Raw genomic sequence first — 17136 nt, 5'->3', positions numbered from 1 at the left:
GGCCCACCCATGCGGCCTGCCAGGACCTGTGGACAGGGCGACGGTTATGCGGCCCTAAACGCCCGGGTTCCGGTGCGTAAACCGCCCCGCCACAAGCGTCGCGGCCACGGGCATTTCGGCGAAGACGGCATCCGGAACAGCCAACGGATCGCCGTCGAGCACCGCGATGTCGGCTGGGTCACCGGCTTGGATGCGGCTTCGCCCGCGTGACGAGGCCGCCAGTGCCTCTTCGCGGGTGAGAGCCTGCTCCGGGTGCCACGGGCCGCGGCCGTCCGGGCGGGAGCGGGTGGTCGCGGCGGACATCGCGAGCCACGGATCCAGCGGGGCGACCGGGGCATCGGAGCCGAGCGCCAGGGTTGCGCCGGCGTCCAGCAGCGACCGCAGCGGGAATGCCCGGTCGGTCCGGCCGCTCCAGTTGGACTCGGCGGCGTCACGGTCGTCCAGGGCGTGCGCGGGCTGAACGCTCGCCGTCAGCCCCAGTTCGCCAAATCGCGCGAAGTCCTCCCGCCGCACAAATTGGGCGTGCTCGATCCGCCCCGAAACGCCGGCGGCGGCGAAGGCGTCCAGCGCCACCTTGTTGGCGCCGTCGCCGATCGCGTGGACGGCCGGAACGAAGCCTGATTCCCGCGCGCGCACCAGCAGCTGGAGCAGCTCGGCTTCGCTGACGGTGAGCATCCCGTGGCCGCCGTGCGGATACGGGTCCATGCAGTAGGCAGTGCGCGTGTTCAGGGAGCCATCGATGAGCACTTTCAGCGGCCCCACCCGCAGCAGTCCCGCCCCGCCGTCGAGCTCCTGGCCGGTGTGCATCCCGGCGGCGGCCGCCCGCTGCAGGTCGTCCGGGTAAACGCCCGCGTCCACCCGGAGAGAGCCGAAGCCACCGGCCAAACGGCGCAGCCAGACGTCGCGGTTCCACGTCATTTCGAAGTCGACGATGCCCACAATGCCGCGGGCGGCGGCGGACCGGCCGGCATCCCGTACCCACGGATCAACCACCTCATCCGGCAACCTGCCCAGCTCCCGCGTCACAGCAAACGCCGCATCCTCGCGCAGCAGGCCGCCGGCATCCACCTCCATGCCGTACGTTGACGCGGCAGCTGAGTTCAGCCACACGCAGTGAAGGTCGTGGCTGAGCAGGGCAGTCGGCTGGTGGTGGGTGGCGGCGTCGAGCATTTCAAGGCTGGGCACATCCGCCCATACCGCGTCCCGGAAGCCGACACCCACCAAAGTGCGGTTCGGGGACGTGCCCGAAAGGCGGGCCCGGACCGCCTCGACGGCATCCCGCGCGGATTCCGCCTTGGACAGATCGACCCTGTTGGCTGCGAGGGCCCACTGCGTCATGTGCACGTGCTCATCCCACAGGCCCGGGATGGCGAATCTGCCATCCAGGTCCACCACCGGAGTGTCGCGGGGCACTTCTCCTGCGGGTCCGACATGGGTGATGACCCCACCGGCAACGCGGATATCCAGCAGCGCCGGCTCCCCGGGCCGCCTGACCGAGGCGAGCAGAAGGTCGGCCGCAGCGGGGTCCGTTGCCTGAGGAAGCATGGGAACAGGCTAGGGGTGGGCCGCCCGGGCAGCAAATCCGCCGCCGCGGCCAAGACCCGCACAGGGCGCCTCTTCACAGCAGCGGCTGGAGGGTGCATTCTGGACCTGAACGCGCGGTTCCGACAAGGACGTCGGGGGAGGAGCCGCGGTCTGCTGACGTCAACGGTCTCGCCATATGTGGGGAATGGCATGGCTGCCCGGGCCGTTCCCGCCGAGCAGGAATGGGGAACCTCAGCCGCATGCACAGCACCACCGATACCCAGCACACCCTTCCACGCCCGGCCCGGGACGTGTGATCGCCATGGACCGCACCCTCACCCAGCACCGGCTCAAGATCCATGTCCACATCGATGACCACCTGCTGACGGCCAGCATTGAAGTGCGCGGAACCCTTACCGTCGCCAACCTCCGCGCCCTGTACGTCATCGCCCGCAGGACCAGCGCGCTGCTGCCCGGCCGCGAGATCGTCATTGACCTCACGCATGCCCGGGCGGCCACGGATGCCGTTAGTGTCCTGCACGATCCGGTCCAGCTCAACAGTCTCGCCATCACTTCCGGCAACAAGGGGCTGCTGTGCCCGCTGCGGATCCTGGATCCCCCGCACATGCACGTTAGCCATCCGCCGGAGGCCCCGACAGCCGACCCGTTCCACGGCGGACAGAACAGGAGGCTGCCAAAGGGGCGGCCCGTCAGGAGGCAGGAGAAAGTATGAAACCCGGCCGCGTCGTGATGCTTGTCCTTGGCACGCTCGCGGCCCTGCTGGGCCTGGGGCTGCTCGCCGCTGCTGCAGGAACCGGATGGCTCAACATCCAGCAGCGCGATGAGGGCTTCTTCACATCATCCACAGAGCGCTTCGAGGCCAGCTCCCACGCCATCACTTCCGTGGGGCTGGACATCATGGTGGGCCAGCGCCTCCCCGACGTCATACCGTCGGACACCGCAGGCAGCATCCTCCTCCGCGGCGCGTCCGCCACCGCGGGCAAGGACATCTTCATAGGCATCGCCCGGCAGGAGGACGTGACGCGGTACCTCGACGGCGTGAGGCGCTCGGAAATCAGGGAGCTCAACCTGCGGCCCTTCAGGGTGGAGTACCGGGACGTTTCCGGTACCAGAACCCCCGCACGCCCCGGCGCACAGACCTTCTGGGCGGCTTCCGCCACGGGCGCCGGCACCCAGGAACTCCGCTGGGACCTGATGCCCGGCAGCTGGGCCATCGTGGCGATGAATGCCGACGCCACCGCTCCCGTCGCCGCCGACCTGCAGGGCGGCATCCGCTCCGACCTGCTCTGGCCGCTCTTCGTTGGCCTGCTCATCGCCGGAATCGTGCTGCTGGCCATCGGCGTGCCGCTGATCGTCGCGGGCGCCATGGGGCTGGGCCGCCATGGCCCGCCGCCGCAGCGTCCGACGGCGGGACCTCCCGCCGCTGTCCCCGCAGGCGCCGGATCCCCGTACAGCGCCGGCCCCGCCGGGGGCGACGCGGCCGCGCCACCCCCGCCGCCCGCCGTCGGGCTCTTCTCCAACGCGCCTTACCCCGCCCGCCTCAGCGGCCACCTCGACCCGGCACTGTCCCGGTGGATGTGGCTGGTCAAGTGGTTCCTGGCGATCCCGCACGTCATCGTGCTGTTCTTCCTGTGGTTCGCCCTGATTGTCACCTCCATCGTGGCGTGGTTCGCCATCCTGTTCACCGCCCGGTATCCGCGCTCGCTGTTCAACTTCAACGTGGGCGTGCTGCGGTGGAGCTGGCGGGTGTCCTTCTACGCTTTCACGGCCGTGGGCACCGACCGCTACCCGCCCTTCACCCTGGCCCGCACCGACTATCCTGCCGACTTCGACGTCGACTACCCGGAGCGCCTCTCGCGCGGCCTGGTGCTCGTCAAGTCATGGCTGCTCGCGATCCCGCACCTGCTGATTGTGGGGGTGCTGGCCGGAACGAGTCGAACCTGGGTGGCGTCCGACGACGACTGGTCCGGTTCCGGGGCGCGCTACGCAGCGGGCGGCTCCGTTTCGTTGATCGCCCTCCTGACACTCATCGCCGCCGTCATTCTGCTATTCACCGGCCGGTACCTCCCCAGCCTGTTCGACCTGCTGCTCGGCCTGAACCGCTGGGTATACCGCGTCACCGCGTACGTGGCACTCATGCGGGACGAGTATCCGCCGTTCCGCCTCGACATGGGCCCGGCAGACCCGGGAGAAACGCTGCCCGCCAATCCTCCGAAAGGCCAATCATGAAACTCACGGTTCAAACATTCGTGACCCTCGACGGCGTCATGCAGGGTCCCGGCGGCAGGGAAGAGGACATCAGCGGCGGCTTCGAATTCGGCGGCTGGCTGGTACCGTACGTGGACGAAGACTTTGGCCGCCTCGTCAACGGCTGGTTCGCCGAGGCCGACGCGATCCTGCTGGGCCGCACCACGTACCAGATGTTTCAGCCCTACTGGGAGCAGGTCACCGATCCGGGGGACGCGGTGGCCGCCGCCCTCAACTCGCTGCCCAAGTACGTGGTTTCCAACACCATCAGCAACCCGACGTGGAACAACACCAGCATTCTCTCCGGCAACTTCCTCGAGGCGATTGATGACCTCAAATCCGGACCGGGCCGGGAACTGCAGGTGCACGGCAGCCACCGCCTGGCCCGGGCACTGCACGATGCCGGCCTCGTGGACGAATACCGGATCCTCGTATTTCCCCTTGTGCTGGGCCAGGGCAAACGGCTCTTCGAAGGCGGGGCCATGCCCTCCGCCTACACTCTGGCCGGGCACAAAGCCACGTCGGCCGGCGCCATCCACGTCACATTGGTCCCCACGGCCTTCGGCGCATCGGAGCTGGAAGCGGGGGAGTTCGAGGTGCGGGAGGGGCGGGGCCAAATTAAGGAGTAGCTGGCCTAAGCGCCTTAACTCCGACGAAGCCGTTCCATTTCCCGCCGGTCTTTCTTTGTGGGCCGCCCTGCGCCGCGGTCACGCTGTGGCAGGCCAAGCGCCGGGGCGATCGGGCGGGGAGGCGTGTGATCCGTAAAGCAGTGCGAGGCCGCCTCCGCCCCGACGCGCTTGGCGATCAGGCGGCGCACTTCGAGGATGCGCTCGTATCCCGGCTGGCGGACCCGGACGGTGTCGCCGGGGGCCACGGACTGCGACGCTTTGGCCGGGTTTCCGTTGAGACGGACATGCCCTGCCCGGCAGGCGGCTGTGGCTGCCGAGCGTGTTTTGTAGGCGCGGATGGCCCACAGCCAGGCGTCAATGCGGACTGTTGCGGGGGCTGAAGGAAGGCTGCTCATGACTGCTGCCGAGTATAGGCCTTGTTTCCGGCCAGCTACTATATGCCTAGTACTCTACACGGGGTATAGTACCGATCATGGTTAGGCATAAGGAGTTTGACGGGACGCTGAGGGACTGGGAAGCGGTCTTCCGGCAGGGGGTGCTGACTTTCTGGACCTTCATCGCGCTGGACGCGGACTGGCATGACGTGTCCAGCCTCAAGGTCCGGATTTCGCAACTGACCAACGGAACGTATGATCCGGCCGACCAGACGCTCTACCGCCAGCTGCGGCGCCATCTGGACGTTGGCTTGGTGGACATGCGTCTGGAAAGCAGTCCAGGCGGTCCGCCGAAGAAGCTGTATACGCTCTCCCCACGGGGGCGCGACGTGCTGGAGCAGTTCACACTCCGGAACATTCAGCCATTCTCACGGCCAGAAGTCCGAACAGTTATCGAGAGGATCCCGGCATGAACTTACAGGTCATCCTTCGCACCAACCTCAAGTGGTTTATCCTCATCAACACGATTAGCACGATGGTGTTTCTGCCGCTCATGAATCATTTCGTGGTCAGCGGATCCCAGCTCGGCGCGGGAATAACGGGAATCAGCTACGGTGCTGTCTGGTTTGTCAGCGGTCTCGTGACCGGCATCGCAGACAATGCAGCTACACGCCAATACCATCCGGGCTTGAGCTACGCAGCCTTCTCACTATGCATCGCCATCCTGGTATTTCTGGCGGGAAAGCTTATCTGGCCCACCATCATGCCGTTGAGCTGGACAGCCGTTCTGGTGTTCTCCGGCGTCTGCGCCGCCGTGGTCGCTCTGCTCCAGCTCAAGATAAGGCGGACTGACCAGGGCTACACGGGCAAGGACCTGTTCGAATAGCGGCCCCGGGCAGGGCAGATGTTCAGGAATCCGAAACGGCGGAGCTGACAGTCGTCGGGCTGTCGTATTCCTTGTCCGGAATGTTTTCCAGCGCGCTGATGACATTCCCGTCCGCGCCTGATTCCTGGGCATGCGCGACAAGGGCGTCACGGGTGGCAGGGTAATCGATACCGCCAAGGAATTTCTGAACCTGGATCGGGTTGGGGGCGTCGCTCATTTCAGTTCCTTTCCTTCATGAGGGGTAGGGCGTTTTCTTTCGGAGAGTCAGAGAGGACCACGTTGAAGGCCTCCACCCGGCGGTCCTTAACCGTAGTGGGCGATTCGAGGTGCACGGCGCCCGTGGGCAGGATCCCGGCCCCGCCGAAGGATTCCATGACGCGCCACTGGGCCACGACGTCTTCGCCGCAGTGTTCGGGCGGCAGCTGCTCCCAGAAGCGGAAGCCGCCGGCTTCCTCCAGCGCCTGGCGGCGGAACATCGTACAGCCGCCCAGCCACGCCACCTTGTAGGGCAGCCATTGCCCGGGCTCGAGGCCCAGTTCGGCGCTTAGGTGGCTCAGGTTGGCGGCACTGTGCAGAGGCCACCGCTGGAAGGCGGGCTCATCCGGCCTGATGCGTTCCGGCATCACGGGCCCTTCCCAGGCAGCAAAAGCCCCGGTCTGCTCGGGCCTGCGGTCAGCAAGATACGAAAGGCCCTGGGGTGCCATGCCCACGAAGCCGCAGCCGAGCTCGTCCAGTGCATCGCTCATCCTTCCCAGGGCGCCGGGCTCCAGCCACACGTCGTCATCGAGGAAGAGCACCTTGTGTGTGATCGCCTGTTCGAGGAGGAACTGCCGGTGTTCTGCCAGGCCCCGGCGGGGCAGGTGCCGGAGCAGCCCGACTTCCGTCCCCTGCGCCCTGAGCACGCGCACGATGGCAGAGACCGGCGCCTTGTCCCAGACGGGTTGCCCGTCTGACTGGTCACTGACTACCAGGCGGAAAATGGGGCCGGGTTGAGCGGCCAGGCCAGCGAGTGTGACGGCCAGTTCCGCCGGTCTGTTGCGCGTGGGGATGAGGATGTCCAGGGTCGCGTCTTCGATGGTCTGTCCTGTGGCCCAGCTGGCTGAAGTATGGCGTTTCATGACCACCGCCTTTCCGTGGCCGATTAGTCTGAGTTGTGCATTGTCCTGAACGGGACATTGTCCTGAAAGGATGCATTGCCCCGAAAGTGTGCATTGTCCAGATACCCCCGCAGCCCGGTTCCTAAACGCGTCTCCGGCGAGTCGTACGGGGAGGACTGACGCGCCGGCTGAGTAGCACGCCACCGGGGGCCAGAAGCCTAGGCCACCAGTACGGCTGCGGCAGAGTCCATGTGTTCGCGGATTGTGTTGCGGGCCAAGGTGGCATCGCCGGTTTCGATCGTGGCCACGATGTCGTGATGGCGGGCGACGCTCATGTTCTTGACGCCTTTTTCCAGCCCGGCGAACATGATGGACATCCGGATGGACCCTTCCAGCGCTTCCCAGGAGTGAAGCAGGGTCTCGTTGCCCGTGAGGCGGCACATGGTGCGGTGGAATTCGAGATCGGATTCGATCCGCTCCTCGAGGGTGCCCTTGGTTGCGTCCTCCATCGCCTGGATGGCGGCGCGGAGCGAATCGATGACGTGCTGCCGGTCCGGCAGTTCGCACAGGGTACGGGCCGCCAGCGATTCGAGGGCAGCCCGCACGGAGTAGATGTCGCGGATTTCCTTGGCATCGAGGTTGCGGACCGAGAGGCGGCCGCGCGGGCCTGCCGTGAGCAGGCCTTCCTGTTCGAGCTGGCGAAGGGCCTCGCGGAGGGTTCCGCGGCTGATCTGCAGCATGTCGGAGAGCTCGGTTTCCACCAGATGGCGGCCGGGTTCCAGGGCGCCGCTGGTGATGGCGGCGCGCAACGCGGCCAGCGCCTGCTCGCGAAGGCTCTTCTTTTGCAGTCCCAGCAGGGACGCTGTTGGCGCGGGCATCGATGGTTCTCCCCAATGTTGGTGGTCGACTGTTTACAGACGCTCTGTTAACAGTAGATGGTACGGCAGAAGCGCGGGTGACGGCAGGTGCCGTCCCCGCGCTTCTTGCGCCCGGTCGGCCTGGTCAGCCGAGTTCTGCAAGGACCTTGGCCACGATCCGCTGTACGGACAGGCCGTAACGCTCGTGCAGCGTGGGCAGGGCGCCGGCGTCGAGGAATTCGTCCGGCAGGGCCACCGGCACCACACGCTTCCCCAAGCCGGCAGTAACAACTGCCGAGGCGACGGTCTCGAACAGCCCGCCCACCACGCTATGGTTCTCCAGGGTCACCGCGAGCCGGTCGGTGTTGATTTCGGCCAGGACGGTTGCGGCGTCGAACGGCTTGATGGTGGGGGTGTGGACGACGGCGACGTCCACCTTGTGCGCCGCCAGCGCGTCAGCTGCCTGCAGGGCCCGCATGGTCATGAGTCCGCTGGAGACGAAGACGACGTCGTTGCCTCCGCGCAGCACCTTGGCCTTGCCCAGTTCGAAGGTGTAGTCGTACTCGTCCAGTACGGTGGGGACATTGCCGCGGAGCAGGCGCAGGTAGGTGGGTCCATCGCTGGCCGCGAGCTGCGGCACGGCCTGCTCGATGTCCAGGGAGTCGCAGGGATCGACGATGGTCAGGTTGGGCATGCCGCGGAAGATCGCCATGTCCTCGGTTGCCTGGTGGCTGGGCCCGTAGCCGGTGGTGAGCCCAGGGAGGCCGCCGACGATGTTGACGTTCAGGTTGGGTTCGGCGGCGTCGAGGCAGAGGAAGTCGTAGGCGCGGCGTGCAGCGAACACGGAGTAGGTGGAGGCGAACGGCACCAGGCCCGTTTCGGCGAGGCCTGCCGCTGCGCCGAAGAGCAGCTGTTCGGCCATGCCCATCTGGAAGAACCGTTCCGGAAAGGCCTTCGCGAAGATGTGCATGTCCGTGTACTTGCCCAGGTCCGCGGTGAGGCCAACGATCTTGTCGTTTTCCTGTGCGGCCTTCACCAGGGCGTGGCCGAACGGGGCCGGGCTGGTCTTCTGGCCGGGATCGGCGAAGGACGCGATCATGGCGGATGTCTTGAGCTTGGGAATTGTGCTCGTGGCGACGGTGCCCTTCACTGCGGTGGTCGTCGCTGCGGTGGCGGTGCTCATCGGGCGGCCTTTCCTTCGTATCCTGCGGTCAGCTGCTCACGGCAGAGCTGCCACTCGTGTTCTTCGATGCGCATGAAGTGCGCCTTCTCGCGTTCTTCCAGCAGCGGCACGCCGCGGCCCACTTTGGTGTCGCAGAGGATCACGGAGGGTCGTCCCACTGCGGCGGCCTGGGCGGCGGCGTTGTCGAATGCCTCCAGCAGCGCGCCCAGGTCGTTACCGTCCACCCGTTGGGTGTACCAGCCGGCGGCTTCCCATTTTTCGGTGATCGGCTCGGTGCGGAGCACTGTGTCGGTCTTGCCGTCGGCCTGCAGGGCGTTGATGTCAACCATGGCGGTGAGGTTGCCGAGCTGGTGGTGGTGGGCGCCCATGGCTGCTTCCCAGGTGGAGCCTTCGTCCAGTTCCCCGTCGGAGAGGAAGTTGTAGACGCGGGCACCGGAGCCCTGATGCCGCAAGCCGAGGGCCATGCCGACGGCGATGGTCAGTCCGTGGCCGAGCGACCCGCCGGAGATTTCCATGCCGGGGGTGTAGGTGGACATGCCGGACATGGGGAGCCGGGAATCGTCAGATCCGTAGGTTTCGAGTTCCTCGACGGGGACGACGCCGGCCTCGGCCAGGGCCGCGTAGTGCCCGATGGCGTAGTGCCCTGTGGAGAGCAGGAACCGGTCGCGCTCCTCCCACTCGGGGTCGTCCGCCCGGAAGCGGAGCTGGTCGGAGTAGACGGCGGCGAGCATGTCCGCCGCACCGAGTGCCTGTCCCACGTACCCCTGGCCCTGGACTTCGCCCATGGTCAGGGCGTGGTGCCGGATGCGGTAGGCGGCGGCACCGACGCGCTCGCGGCGTTCTGTGGCTGTTTCCGTGCTCATTCGTTCCTTCTCAGAGAGTCCGCGGGAGTGCAGTTCCTGCGTGCTGATTTCGTTGATGGCGGTCATCAGGCGTTCACCGACTGGGGTGTGCTTTTCGTGATCTCATCGGCGAGTTGGCGTTCCCGCATGCCCCAGGTCTCGCGGGTGACGACGGCCGCCCAGAGGCCAATCGCCGCGTACAGGCCGAACAGCATGGCCGGGCCCATCCAGCCGAAGCTGACGAACAGCAGGGTGGTGACGAAAGGCGTGAAGCCGGAAACCATGGCGGAGATCTGGTAGGCCAGGGATGCGCCGGATGCACGGGTCTTTGCCTGGAACAGCTCCGGAAACCATGCGCCCTGGGCTCCGGCGAGGGAGTTCTGGCAGACTGCGTAGGAGATGATAATCGTTGCGATGATGAAGACGAACAGGCCGGTGTTTACCAGCAGGAACATCGGAATGGCGAACAGCAGAGCGAATGCGCAGGACCAGACGTACACGGGGCGGCGGCCGATCTTGTCGGTCAGGCGCGCCCAGGCTGCGGTGGCAAAGATGCCCACGGCGGATGCGATGCACAGCGCCACCAGGGTCTGGGTCTTGTCGGCCAGTTGTTCGGTGTGGAGGTAGGAAATCATGTAGGTGATGGACACGGCGTAGCCGGCGGTCTCCGCAACGCGGAGGCCGATGCCCTTCACGATGTTGCGCCAATCCGTCTTGATGACCTCGACGATCGGGGACTTCACGATGTCGCCGCTGTCCTTGACTTCATCAAACACGGGGGACTCAGGAACCTTGGAACGGATGATCAGGCCGACGACCACCAGCACGATGCTGGCAAGGAAGGGGATGCGCCAGGCGAGCTCGCCGCCGAGGTTCACGCTGACCAGGAACACCAGGTTGGCCAACAGCAGTCCTACGGGGAAGCCGGCCTGGACGATGCCGGTGTACTTGCCCTTGGCCTTCCACGGTGCGTGCTCGTAGCTCATCAGGATCGCTCCGCCCCATTCCGCGCCGAAGGCCAGGCCCTGGACGATGCGGACGAAGACCAGCAGCGCCGGAGCCAGCAGGCCCACCTGGCTGTACGTGGGCAGCAGCCCGATCAGGAAGGTGGCGACGCCCATCAGGATGAGCGAGGTGACCAGGACGGGCTTGCGTCCCACCTTGTCGCCCAGATGGCCGCCGATGATGCCGCCCAGCGGCCGGGCGGCAAAGCCGACGCCGAGGGTGGCGAAGGCGGCCAGGGTGCCGGTCACCGGGTCATCCGTGGGGAAGAAAGCCGTCCCGAAGTACAGGGCGGCCGCGGTGCCGAAGCCGATGAAGTCGTAGGTCTCGATTACTGCGCCAACGCCCGAGCCGATGGCGACCCTCTTGGCGTCCTTGGTGCCGTGGACCGGCCCGCGCATATTCAGAGCATCGTTGCTCATGGTGGTTCCCTTTCGAAGAGCGGCTGAATCAGCGTCCAGCGCTGTCGACTGTTAACACGATAGGACCCAGTGTGACCGCGGTCATGCTCAGTGTCAACAGTTAACCTAGGAGGTTGACTGTTAACAGTCAACCCGGCTACTGTGGTGGCCATCACTACCCTGCCTGCCGGGCACGAACAACCAGAGGATCAACGACGATGTTCCATTCCCGACTCGGATGCTCATCCATCAGCTTCAGGCACCAGGACCTTCCCACCGCCTTGCGGACCATTGCGGGGCTGGGTTTCGAGGAGATCGACCTCGGGGCCCTTCCCGGGGTCTGCAACCACGTTCCCTATAAACTGGACGGGCATGCCGTCACCGCAGTGGCCAAAGACGTGGCCGAGTCCGGCTTGCTGGTCCGTTCGGTCAATGGGGACATCGGGGATCTCAACGCAGTGCTCGACGGCGGCCGTCAGGCCGCGCGGGGCCGTCACCTTGACGCCCTGCTCACGCTGGCAGCCAAAACCGGGGCAACGGCACTGGTGCTTCCCTGCGGCCGGCTGAGCCATGAGCCGGTCCGGAGCCTCGAGGAGGATCTGGACGAAATAGCAGCCCAGCTGGTCCGGGCCAGCCGGCGGGCGGCGGAGTCCGGCGTCAAGCTCTGGACCGAATCGCTACACTTCCTGCGGTTCTGCTGGAACCTGGACCGCGCAGAAGCGCTGGCACAGCGGCTGGCGGGCTCCGGCGTCGGAATTGTTATGGACTTCAGCCACATCGTTGCCGCCGGCGAGGACCCGCAGGAGTACCTGCGCCGCCACAAGGGCCGGATTGCCCACGTTCACCTGCGCGATGCCGTGCCGGGCAACCTCAACCTCAGCATCGGCAACGGGCTAACTGATTTCGCCGGAGGGCTGCGCTCGCTGGCAGAACAGGGCTACACGGGCCACTTCTCCCTCGAACTTGAAACCCGCGACGTGACCCACGACGAACGCCCGGCCGCCGCCGCCAAGGCCGCCAGCTTCATCACCGACCTCATCTGAACCGACCCCAAAAGCACATCAAGCAACCCAAGGAGCATCATGACCACCATCCAGCGCACCGCCGTCCTCACCGGGGCAACCTCTGACCGGGGCATCGGCCTCACCACCGCCCGCCGCTACGCCAGCCAGGGCTGGGGCGTGGTGATCCTGGACCTCGACGGCGAGAAGTCCGCGAAGGTCGCCGCCGAAATCGGCAACGAATTCAACGTCCCGGCCTTCGGCTACGAGATTGACGTCGCCAACGAAGGCTCCGTCAACGCCGCCCACAAGGCAGTGGCGGCCGAGGTCGGCGCCGGCACCCTCCCTCCCGTGGGCGCCCTCGCGAACATCGCCGGCATCACCTCACCGGCGCCGTTCCTGGAGACCACCCTGGAGCTGTGGCACAAGGTGATGGACGTCAATGCCACCGGCACCTACCTCGTCACCAAGGCCTTCCTGCCGGACATGACCAACAACGGCTGGGGCCGGATCGTGAACATGTCCTCCGTCTCCGCCCAGCGCGGCGGCGGGGTGTTCGGCAAGGTCCCATACTCCGCCGCCAAGGCCGCGATCCTCGGTTTCACCAAGGCCCTGGCCCGCGAACTCGGTGACACCGGCGTGACCGTCAACGCCATCACCCCCGGTGCCGTGGACACCAACATCCGCGTGGGAAGCACCGAGGAACAGGAGGCCGCCATCAACGCCGGCATCCCCCTGGGCCGCAACGCCACCACCGAGGAAGTCGCCGCCGTCATCACGTTCCTGTCTTCCGAGGACTCGGCCTACCTGACCGGCACCACCATCGACATCAACGGCGGAAGCCACATGCACTAACGGCGGCGCGGTGCTCAGTGACTATGAAGGGCGCTGAACGGCTCCCTGCCTACTCAACGGTCACGCGGACGCACTGGGCCACATTGTTGCCCATGCCCTGATAATTCCAATGCTGTTCGAGCGGCTGGACGGCGCCCGTAGCGTCTCTTGCGCGGCATACCAGTTCATGCTCGCCGGGGTCTGCCACCCAGGGGAGGCTCCAGCTGCACCACGCATAGGCGCCGGCCGGCCTGTCCAGCTGCGCGGGCATCCAGTGCCCGTCGACGCCGACCTCCACGCCCGTCACCGGGCCCTCGCCGGACCAGGCGCGGCCGCGCAGCATCACCGGGCCCCGCGGCAGGTGCCGCCGGCGTGTGAAGAAGTCCGGGACACCCGGTGGAAGCATCAGCGCGCGGACCCTCATCCGCGTCACCGGAGTGCCGGCGTCCTCCGCGGTGTGCTGGTAGCGGTACGCGACCGCCTGCTGGAAACCCTGGAATGGCGAGGCCACCACCTGGATGGAGTGCAGCCACTTGACGCTCGCCATGCCGTACCAGCCGGGAACCACCAGCCGCAGCGGGTAGCCGTGCTGCGGTGGCAGGTCGGCGCCGTTCATCTTGTAGGCCAGCACCACGTCGGCGCGGAGGGCCTCCGAAATGGGCAGGCTGCGTGCATAGTGATGGCGGACGCCGCCCTGGATTCCTTCGTCCAGGCCGGTGAACACCACCTCGGTGGCCTCCGGCTCAATCCCGGCCTTTCCCAGAAGGTAGGCCAGAGGAACTCCCGTCCATACGGCCGTGCCCACGCCTTCGAGCGTCCAGGGCTGGCTCAGCGGCCTCGGCCTCAGGAGTGAACGCCCGTTGCCGGCGCATTCGAGCGTGACCGGCACGCTGATCGCCGGATCCCTCTTCAGGGCGGCCAGCCCCAGTTCCACGGCCCGTTCGACGGCGCCGCCGATCCTCACGTGCCAGGCCGCCGGATCCACGTGCGGTATGTCGAAGTGCGTCAGTACGTAGTGCAGCCCGGGCGGCGTGACATCCTCACGGAGCGCCTCCAGCGGCATCGAATGGTTCCGTACCGCGAGTTGCAACTCCGCACTGGTCAGCGGACCGTACGTGGGTTCCTCCGGATGCGGCGCGGGCCCGGCGGACTTGCGGCGCCTGTAAATCACCTTGGACATGGCATTTGCGATTCTGCTCGGTTCTGCGGGCTGGTCCCCTTTGACAGGTTTACGCCGAGCCCGCGAAGCCGTCAATGCCACAGTTGCCCGTCAGGCCACACTTCGGAAGCCCCACAAGCTCCGAAAAGTCCCGGCCCTTCGAAGGGCTACCCGGCGGGCGGCTGGTAATTCTGCGGCGGTGCCGGAGGCTGGTTGCCCGCGGGGCCCCAGCCGTAGGGACTGCTCGGGGCGCCGGCCGAGCCCTGGAACGTTCCGCCCGGAGGCGTGCCGCCCTGGAGGCGAAGGAGCTCAGCGGTGTTTTCGGCGGTGCGTATGCCAGCCACCAGGGATTCCAGCCCGATTCGTGCCAAGGCCAGGTAGATCAGGACGAACAGCGGTCCGATCACGATCATGACGAGCAGGGCCATAGCCACGTTCCGGCTGGCGAAGGCGCCGATGACGAACGCGAGGTAGGCGATGCCCAGCGCCACCATGATCAGTATGTACACGATCCTGGCGATGGACGGCGCTACAAATTTGGTAAATGACAGGTCAAACAGGGTCTTCATGGTCCCCCCAGACTTCCCCGCCGCAAGCCGGCGGATTGCGATGACATTGCCAGCCTAACCCCTGGAGGCGGCTCCGGGGTCTATGGCTCAAGATCGGTGCTTAGGACCGGACGCGGTTTTCCGTATGCTGCGCCAGCGAGACCATGGATCCCGTGTCCAGGACGGCCATGTGCCCGACATCTGTAGGCTTTTTCGCCGGCCGCGGCGGCTGGGCAGAGGCGGCGAGAGAGGACTGGACCGGCTGGACCTGCGGCGCAGTCCCGGCGGCCTTTGCCGCATCTGGTCCGCTTGCGCCCGCCCCGGGCGCGCGGGTCGGCCGGGGCGGGACCGGACTGGCGTTGGCGCCTTCGCCGCCGTGCAGCGCTGACTCCACGAGCGGGGCCACCTTCACCACTTCTCCCACCCCTGTGACGGGCGCCTCCGGGACCGGGATGTCGAGCACCGGAGCAGTCTCCCGTGCCCGGGCCACGGCCCGGGCGTCCGCAGCGGCAACCGCCTCTGCCCAGTCCTTCGCGAGGACAGGCGGCACCGGGCGTGCCGCAGTCAGCAGCGGGTGATGGGCGACGGCGGTGCGCAGCGCGCTTTGCAGGCCGGCGCGGGTCATCAGTGTCTTCCAGTCCACGGAAGGACGCGGTGCGCGGACCGGGCGCGGGGCACGGGGTTCCTTCGCAGGCTTCGGAGGCAGCGCCTCCCTAGATTTCGTGTCGGCCGGCAGCCGCACAACTTCGACGGTGTCGTTCCTGGGGATCCTGCCGAACAGGGCCATCACGATCAGCACGAGCAGGCGGCTGAAGCCGGCGATTACGAGCATGACGATGAAACTAATGAACAGCCCAAGCGACATGAGAAGGGCCACGAACACCGTGCCGAAAAACGTCAGGTTCAGTGCAACCGTTGTCGGATCTTCCACTTCACCCTCCTAACCCACCGCTGCTGCAAGCCGGGGCATTCATTGCCCACATGCAACAGCCTTTACCACCTTACGGACTATTTACTGCCGACATGCCCGCATGACAAGGCCGGGCGGGTGTTGTTTCGAACCTGTTACCGGACGGGCCTGTCGTCTTAGGCATATAGTCGAGATCAGCAATTTACTCCACACTTTCAGGGAACTTCGTGAGCCAGTCCCAGACCTTTACCGGCAACTGTCCTTGCCTCTCCGGAGAGCAGTACGCCGACTGCTGCGGCCGCTTCCACAGCGGGGCCGCGGACGCCGCGACGGCCGAACAGCTCATGCGCTCCCGGTACAGTGCGTTCGTTCTCCTGGATGCCGGATACCTCCTGAAAACCTGGCACCCGGACACCCGGCCCACCGATCTGGACCTGGATCCCGGGCTGGAGTGGCGCCGGCTGGACATCGTCTCCACGAGCCGCGGCGGCCCGCTGGACAACCAGGGCCTGGTGGAGTTTACGGCGCATTTCAGGCAGGACGGCAAACGGGGCGTCCAGCACGAAACCAGCCGCTTCCTCAGGGTGGACCGCCGCTGGTACTACTTTGACGCCGGCGCCGTCGTCCTTCACCAGGCCTAGCCGGTCCGGACGGGGCCCTGCAGGGCGCGGTACGGGGGACCCACTGTGCCGTGGCTCCTAGTGCTCCTCGTAGTCGGCCGTCGGCGTGAAGCCAGCGCGGTCCACCTTGCGGTGGAAGCGCATGCCGGCCATGCCGCCCACGACGGCGGCCACCAAAGCGACCACCGCGACCACGACGGCGGCGATGATGCTGGTTGTGGTGAGCTGGCCTTCGTTCACCGGAATCCGCGGGAAACTGTTCAGCTGCGCGAGGATATTGAACTGTTCGCCGGCGATCATGCCGAGGACGGCGACGATGATGGCGGCGATCAGCGCCCAGATCCAGACCATCAGGCCCTGCTTGGCGCCGTTGAACCTCGCCATCCGCCCGGCCACGTAGCCTCCGCTGTAATACGAGACGAAGAGGATCAAGAGCAGCACGATGATGCCCACGAGGCCCACCGTCTCGTTCGACGCCGCCTGGCCGATGGCGGCATTGACGTCGGGATTGGTGGCGAGCCCCACGGCCGTTCCGGCTGCCGCCACAAGGGCCGTCAGCAACACGGCCATGCCTGTGGCCGCCAGCCAGCCGAAGAACGCCGAGCCCACCTTGACCCCGCCGAAAGCCTCCTTTTCGCGGGCGATCGCGGTCTCCCGTGAGGCGAGGTTGGGGTCGGAGTGCGGCCGCGCGTCGTCGCCCTCCGGGTCCGGAGCATAGTCCCGCTCGGCGTAGGGCGCCTGAGTGGTCATGGCCCTGGTGCTTGTGTCAGTGTCCCGTGCGACGGTGTCCGCTTCCCGTGTGTCCCCCTCGCGTGACTGGGTGGCGTCGTACACCGGGGTTTCGTCGGGCCTGCGGCCTGACTGCATGTGCCGGGGGCGTCTGTCCTCGGAACTGATTGGGCTGCTCATCGAACGCCTCACTTTCATTGAACGGACCAGGCTCACGGTCTAAGCCGGGCAACGCAATGCCGAGGCCAAGGCGCTGGCCTCACTTCTAGCTA

At 66.5% G+C, this 17136-nt stretch carries 20 protein-coding genes; 8 read left to right on the top strand and 12 right to left on the bottom strand.

The window, feature by feature from the left end:
- Positions 1 to 54: 54 nt before the first annotated feature.
- Complete coding sequence (locus AC6CH3_RS17290; protein ID WP_498133579.1) at positions 55 to 1545, bottom strand: amidohydrolase; 1491 nt, start codon at positions 1543 to 1545, stop codon at positions 55 to 57.
- A 301-nt stretch (positions 1546 to 1846) separates the two neighbouring features.
- Between AC6CH3_RS17290 and AC6CH3_RS17285 the strand changes: the two genes are divergently transcribed.
- Genes AC6CH3_RS17285 through AC6CH3_RS17275 form a run of 3 tightly spaced genes read left to right on the top strand, consistent with a single transcriptional unit; the run spans position 1847 to position 4421 of the window.
- Positions 1847 to 2257, top strand: coding sequence for a hypothetical protein (locus AC6CH3_RS17285; protein WP_498133578.1), 411 nt, complete (start codon positions 1847 to 1849; stop codon positions 2255 to 2257).
- Complete coding sequence (locus AC6CH3_RS17280) at positions 2254 to 3774, top strand: DUF4389 domain-containing protein (protein ID WP_498133577.1); 1521 nt, start codon at positions 2254 to 2256, stop codon at positions 3772 to 3774. The genes AC6CH3_RS17285 and AC6CH3_RS17280 overlap by 4 nt, the downstream gene beginning before the upstream one ends.
- Positions 3771 to 4421, top strand: a complete 651-nt coding sequence (locus AC6CH3_RS17275; RefSeq protein WP_498133576.1) for a dihydrofolate reductase family protein — start codon at positions 3771 to 3773, stop codon at positions 4419 to 4421. The genes AC6CH3_RS17280 and AC6CH3_RS17275 overlap by 4 nt, the downstream gene beginning before the upstream one ends.
- Before the next feature lie 14 nt (positions 4422 to 4435).
- Here the strand turns inward: AC6CH3_RS17275 and AC6CH3_RS17270 are convergent, their stop codons facing one another.
- A complete protein-coding gene (locus AC6CH3_RS17270) occupies positions 4436 to 4816 on the bottom strand; it encodes an RNA-binding S4 domain-containing protein (protein ID WP_498133575.1) in 381 nt (126 codons plus the stop codon).
- A 77-nt stretch (positions 4817 to 4893) separates the two neighbouring features.
- Here AC6CH3_RS17270 and AC6CH3_RS17265 point away from each other — a divergent pair, with 77 nt between their 5' ends.
- Both AC6CH3_RS17265 and AC6CH3_RS17260 read left to right on the top strand, forming a co-directional pair.
- Positions 4894 to 5268: a PadR family transcriptional regulator gene (locus AC6CH3_RS17265; RefSeq protein WP_498133574.1), complete on the top strand. Its 375-nt coding sequence runs from the start codon at positions 4894 to 4896 to the stop codon at positions 5266 to 5268.
- Positions 5265 to 5681, top strand: coding sequence for a hypothetical protein (locus AC6CH3_RS17260; RefSeq protein ID WP_498133573.1), 417 nt, complete (start codon positions 5265 to 5267; stop codon positions 5679 to 5681). Before AC6CH3_RS17265 ends, AC6CH3_RS17260 begins: the two co-directional genes overlap by 4 nt.
- A 22-nt stretch (positions 5682 to 5703) precedes the next feature.
- Here AC6CH3_RS17260 and AC6CH3_RS17255 read toward each other — a convergent pair whose 3' ends face one another.
- The 6 genes from AC6CH3_RS17255 to AC6CH3_RS17230 form a co-directional block, all read right to left on the bottom strand.
- Positions 5704 to 5898, bottom strand: a complete 195-nt coding sequence (locus tag AC6CH3_RS17255; RefSeq protein ID WP_498133572.1) for a DUF2795 domain-containing protein — start codon at positions 5896 to 5898, stop codon at positions 5704 to 5706.
- A 1-nt stretch (position 5899) separates the two neighbouring features.
- Positions 5900 to 6799: a glycosyltransferase family 2 protein gene (locus AC6CH3_RS17250; RefSeq protein WP_498133571.1), complete on the bottom strand. Its 900-nt coding sequence runs from the start codon at positions 6797 to 6799 to the stop codon at positions 5900 to 5902.
- A 197-nt stretch (positions 6800 to 6996) separates the two neighbouring features.
- A complete protein-coding gene (locus AC6CH3_RS17245; RefSeq protein ID WP_498133570.1) occupies positions 6997 to 7656 on the bottom strand; it encodes a GntR family transcriptional regulator in 660 nt (219 codons plus the stop codon).
- Positions 7657 to 7780: 124 nt separating this feature from the next.
- Positions 7781 to 8818, bottom strand: coding sequence for a transketolase family protein (locus AC6CH3_RS17240; protein ID WP_498133569.1), 1038 nt, complete (start codon positions 8816 to 8818; stop codon positions 7781 to 7783).
- Positions 8815 to 9681 carry a transketolase gene (locus AC6CH3_RS17235; protein WP_498133646.1) on the bottom strand — a complete coding sequence of 289 codons (867 nt, stop codon included), beginning with the start codon at positions 9679 to 9681 and terminating at the stop codon, positions 8815 to 8817. Before AC6CH3_RS17235 ends, AC6CH3_RS17240 begins: the two co-directional genes overlap by 4 nt.
- 65 nt (positions 9682 to 9746) lie before the next feature.
- The gene (locus AC6CH3_RS17230) at positions 9747 to 11084 is read right to left on the bottom strand and encodes an MFS transporter (RefSeq protein WP_498133568.1); all 1338 of its coding nucleotides are present in this window, start codon (positions 11082 to 11084) and stop codon (positions 9747 to 9749) included.
- Between the two features lie 197 nt (positions 11085 to 11281).
- Between AC6CH3_RS17230 and AC6CH3_RS17225 the strand changes: the two genes are divergently transcribed.
- Complete coding sequence (locus tag AC6CH3_RS17225; RefSeq protein WP_498133567.1) at positions 11282 to 12106, top strand: sugar phosphate isomerase/epimerase family protein; 825 nt, start codon at positions 11282 to 11284, stop codon at positions 12104 to 12106.
- A 39-nt stretch (positions 12107 to 12145) separates the two neighbouring features.
- Positions 12146 to 12919 (top strand): SDR family NAD(P)-dependent oxidoreductase, encoded by a 774-nt coding sequence (locus tag AC6CH3_RS17220; protein ID WP_498133566.1) that lies wholly within the window; start codon positions 12146 to 12148, stop codon positions 12917 to 12919.
- A 49-nt stretch (positions 12920 to 12968) separates the two neighbouring features.
- Here the strand turns inward: AC6CH3_RS17220 and AC6CH3_RS17215 are convergent, their stop codons facing one another.
- From AC6CH3_RS17215 to AC6CH3_RS17205, 3 genes are all read right to left on the bottom strand, one after another.
- Positions 12969 to 14078, bottom strand: a complete 1110-nt coding sequence (locus AC6CH3_RS17215; RefSeq protein WP_498133565.1) for a sulfite oxidase — start codon at positions 14076 to 14078, stop codon at positions 12969 to 12971.
- 146 nt (positions 14079 to 14224) lie between these two features.
- On the bottom strand, positions 14225 to 14626 hold the full coding sequence (locus tag AC6CH3_RS17210; RefSeq protein WP_498133564.1) for a DUF4282 domain-containing protein: 402 nt from the start codon (positions 14624 to 14626) through the stop codon (positions 14225 to 14227).
- Between the two features lie 100 nt (positions 14627 to 14726).
- Positions 14727 to 15536: a hypothetical protein gene (locus AC6CH3_RS17205; protein ID WP_498133563.1), complete on the bottom strand. Its 810-nt coding sequence runs from the start codon at positions 15534 to 15536 to the stop codon at positions 14727 to 14729.
- 206 nt (positions 15537 to 15742) lie between these two features.
- Here AC6CH3_RS17205 and AC6CH3_RS17200 point away from each other — a divergent pair, with 206 nt between their 5' ends.
- Positions 15743 to 16156 (top strand): YchJ family protein, encoded by a 414-nt coding sequence (locus AC6CH3_RS17200; RefSeq protein WP_498133562.1) that lies wholly within the window; start codon positions 15743 to 15745, stop codon positions 16154 to 16156.
- Positions 16157 to 16213: 57 nt separating this feature from the next.
- Here the strand turns inward: AC6CH3_RS17200 and AC6CH3_RS17195 are convergent, their stop codons facing one another.
- Positions 16214 to 17044 (bottom strand): TIGR04086 family membrane protein, encoded by an 831-nt coding sequence (locus tag AC6CH3_RS17195; RefSeq protein WP_498133561.1) that lies wholly within the window; start codon positions 17042 to 17044, stop codon positions 16214 to 16216.
- Positions 17045 to 17136: the final 92 nt, after the last annotated feature.

This window comes from Arthrobacter sp. GQ119, from assembly GCF_059759125.1.
The sequence above is the reverse complement of the archived record's forward strand: the minus strand, read 5'-3'. Positions and strand labels throughout refer to the sequence as shown.

Bases quoted from the DNA above. Each gene is read 5' to 3' on its own strand.
- AC6CH3_RS17220 (WP_498133566.1), top strand. From the start codon at position 12,146: ATGACCACCATCCAGCGCACCGCCGTCCTCACCGGGGCAACCTCTGAC.
- AC6CH3_RS17250 (WP_498133571.1), bottom strand. From the start codon at position 6,799: ATGAAACGCCATACTTCAGCCAGCTGGGCCACAGGACAGACCATCGAA.
- AC6CH3_RS17265 (WP_498133574.1), top strand. From the start codon at position 4,894: ATGGTTAGGCATAAGGAGTTTGACGGGACGCTGAGGGACTGGGAAGCG.
- AC6CH3_RS17245 (WP_498133570.1), bottom strand. From the start codon at position 7,656: ATGCCCGCGCCAACAGCGTCCCTGCTGGGACTGCAAAAGAAGAGCCTT.
- AC6CH3_RS17270 (WP_498133575.1), bottom strand. From the start codon at position 4,816: ATGAGCAGCCTTCCTTCAGCCCCCGCAACAGTCCGCATTGACGCCTGG.
- AC6CH3_RS17275 (WP_498133576.1), top strand. From the start codon at position 3,771: ATGAAACTCACGGTTCAAACATTCGTGACCCTCGACGGCGTCATGCAG.
- AC6CH3_RS17280 (WP_498133577.1), top strand. From the start codon at position 2,254: ATGAAACCCGGCCGCGTCGTGATGCTTGTCCTTGGCACGCTCGCGGCC.
- AC6CH3_RS17225 (WP_498133567.1), top strand. From the start codon at position 11,282: ATGTTCCATTCCCGACTCGGATGCTCATCCATCAGCTTCAGGCACCAG.
- AC6CH3_RS17195 (WP_498133561.1), bottom strand. From the start codon at position 17,044: ATGAGCAGCCCAATCAGTTCCGAGGACAGACGCCCCCGGCACATGCAG.
- AC6CH3_RS17230 (WP_498133568.1), bottom strand. From the start codon at position 11,084: ATGAGCAACGATGCTCTGAATATGCGCGGGCCGGTCCACGGCACCAAG.
- AC6CH3_RS17260 (WP_498133573.1), top strand. From the start codon at position 5,265: ATGAACTTACAGGTCATCCTTCGCACCAACCTCAAGTGGTTTATCCTC.
- AC6CH3_RS17255 (WP_498133572.1), bottom strand. From the start codon at position 5,898: ATGAGCGACGCCCCCAACCCGATCCAGGTTCAGAAATTCCTTGGCGGT.
- AC6CH3_RS17210 (WP_498133564.1), bottom strand. From the start codon at position 14,626: ATGAAGACCCTGTTTGACCTGTCATTTACCAAATTTGTAGCGCCGTCC.
- AC6CH3_RS17285 (WP_498133578.1), top strand. From the start codon at position 1,847: ATGGACCGCACCCTCACCCAGCACCGGCTCAAGATCCATGTCCACATC.
- AC6CH3_RS17290 (WP_498133579.1), bottom strand. From the start codon at position 1,545: ATGCTTCCTCAGGCAACGGACCCCGCTGCGGCCGACCTTCTGCTCGCC.
- AC6CH3_RS17240 (WP_498133569.1), bottom strand. From the start codon at position 8,818: ATGAGCACCGCCACCGCAGCGACGACCACCGCAGTGAAGGGCACCGTC.
- AC6CH3_RS17215 (WP_498133565.1), bottom strand. From the start codon at position 14,078: ATGTCCAAGGTGATTTACAGGCGCCGCAAGTCCGCCGGGCCCGCGCCG.
- AC6CH3_RS17235 (WP_498133646.1), bottom strand. From the start codon at position 9,681: ATGAGCACGGAAACAGCCACAGAACGCCGCGAGCGCGTCGGTGCCGCC.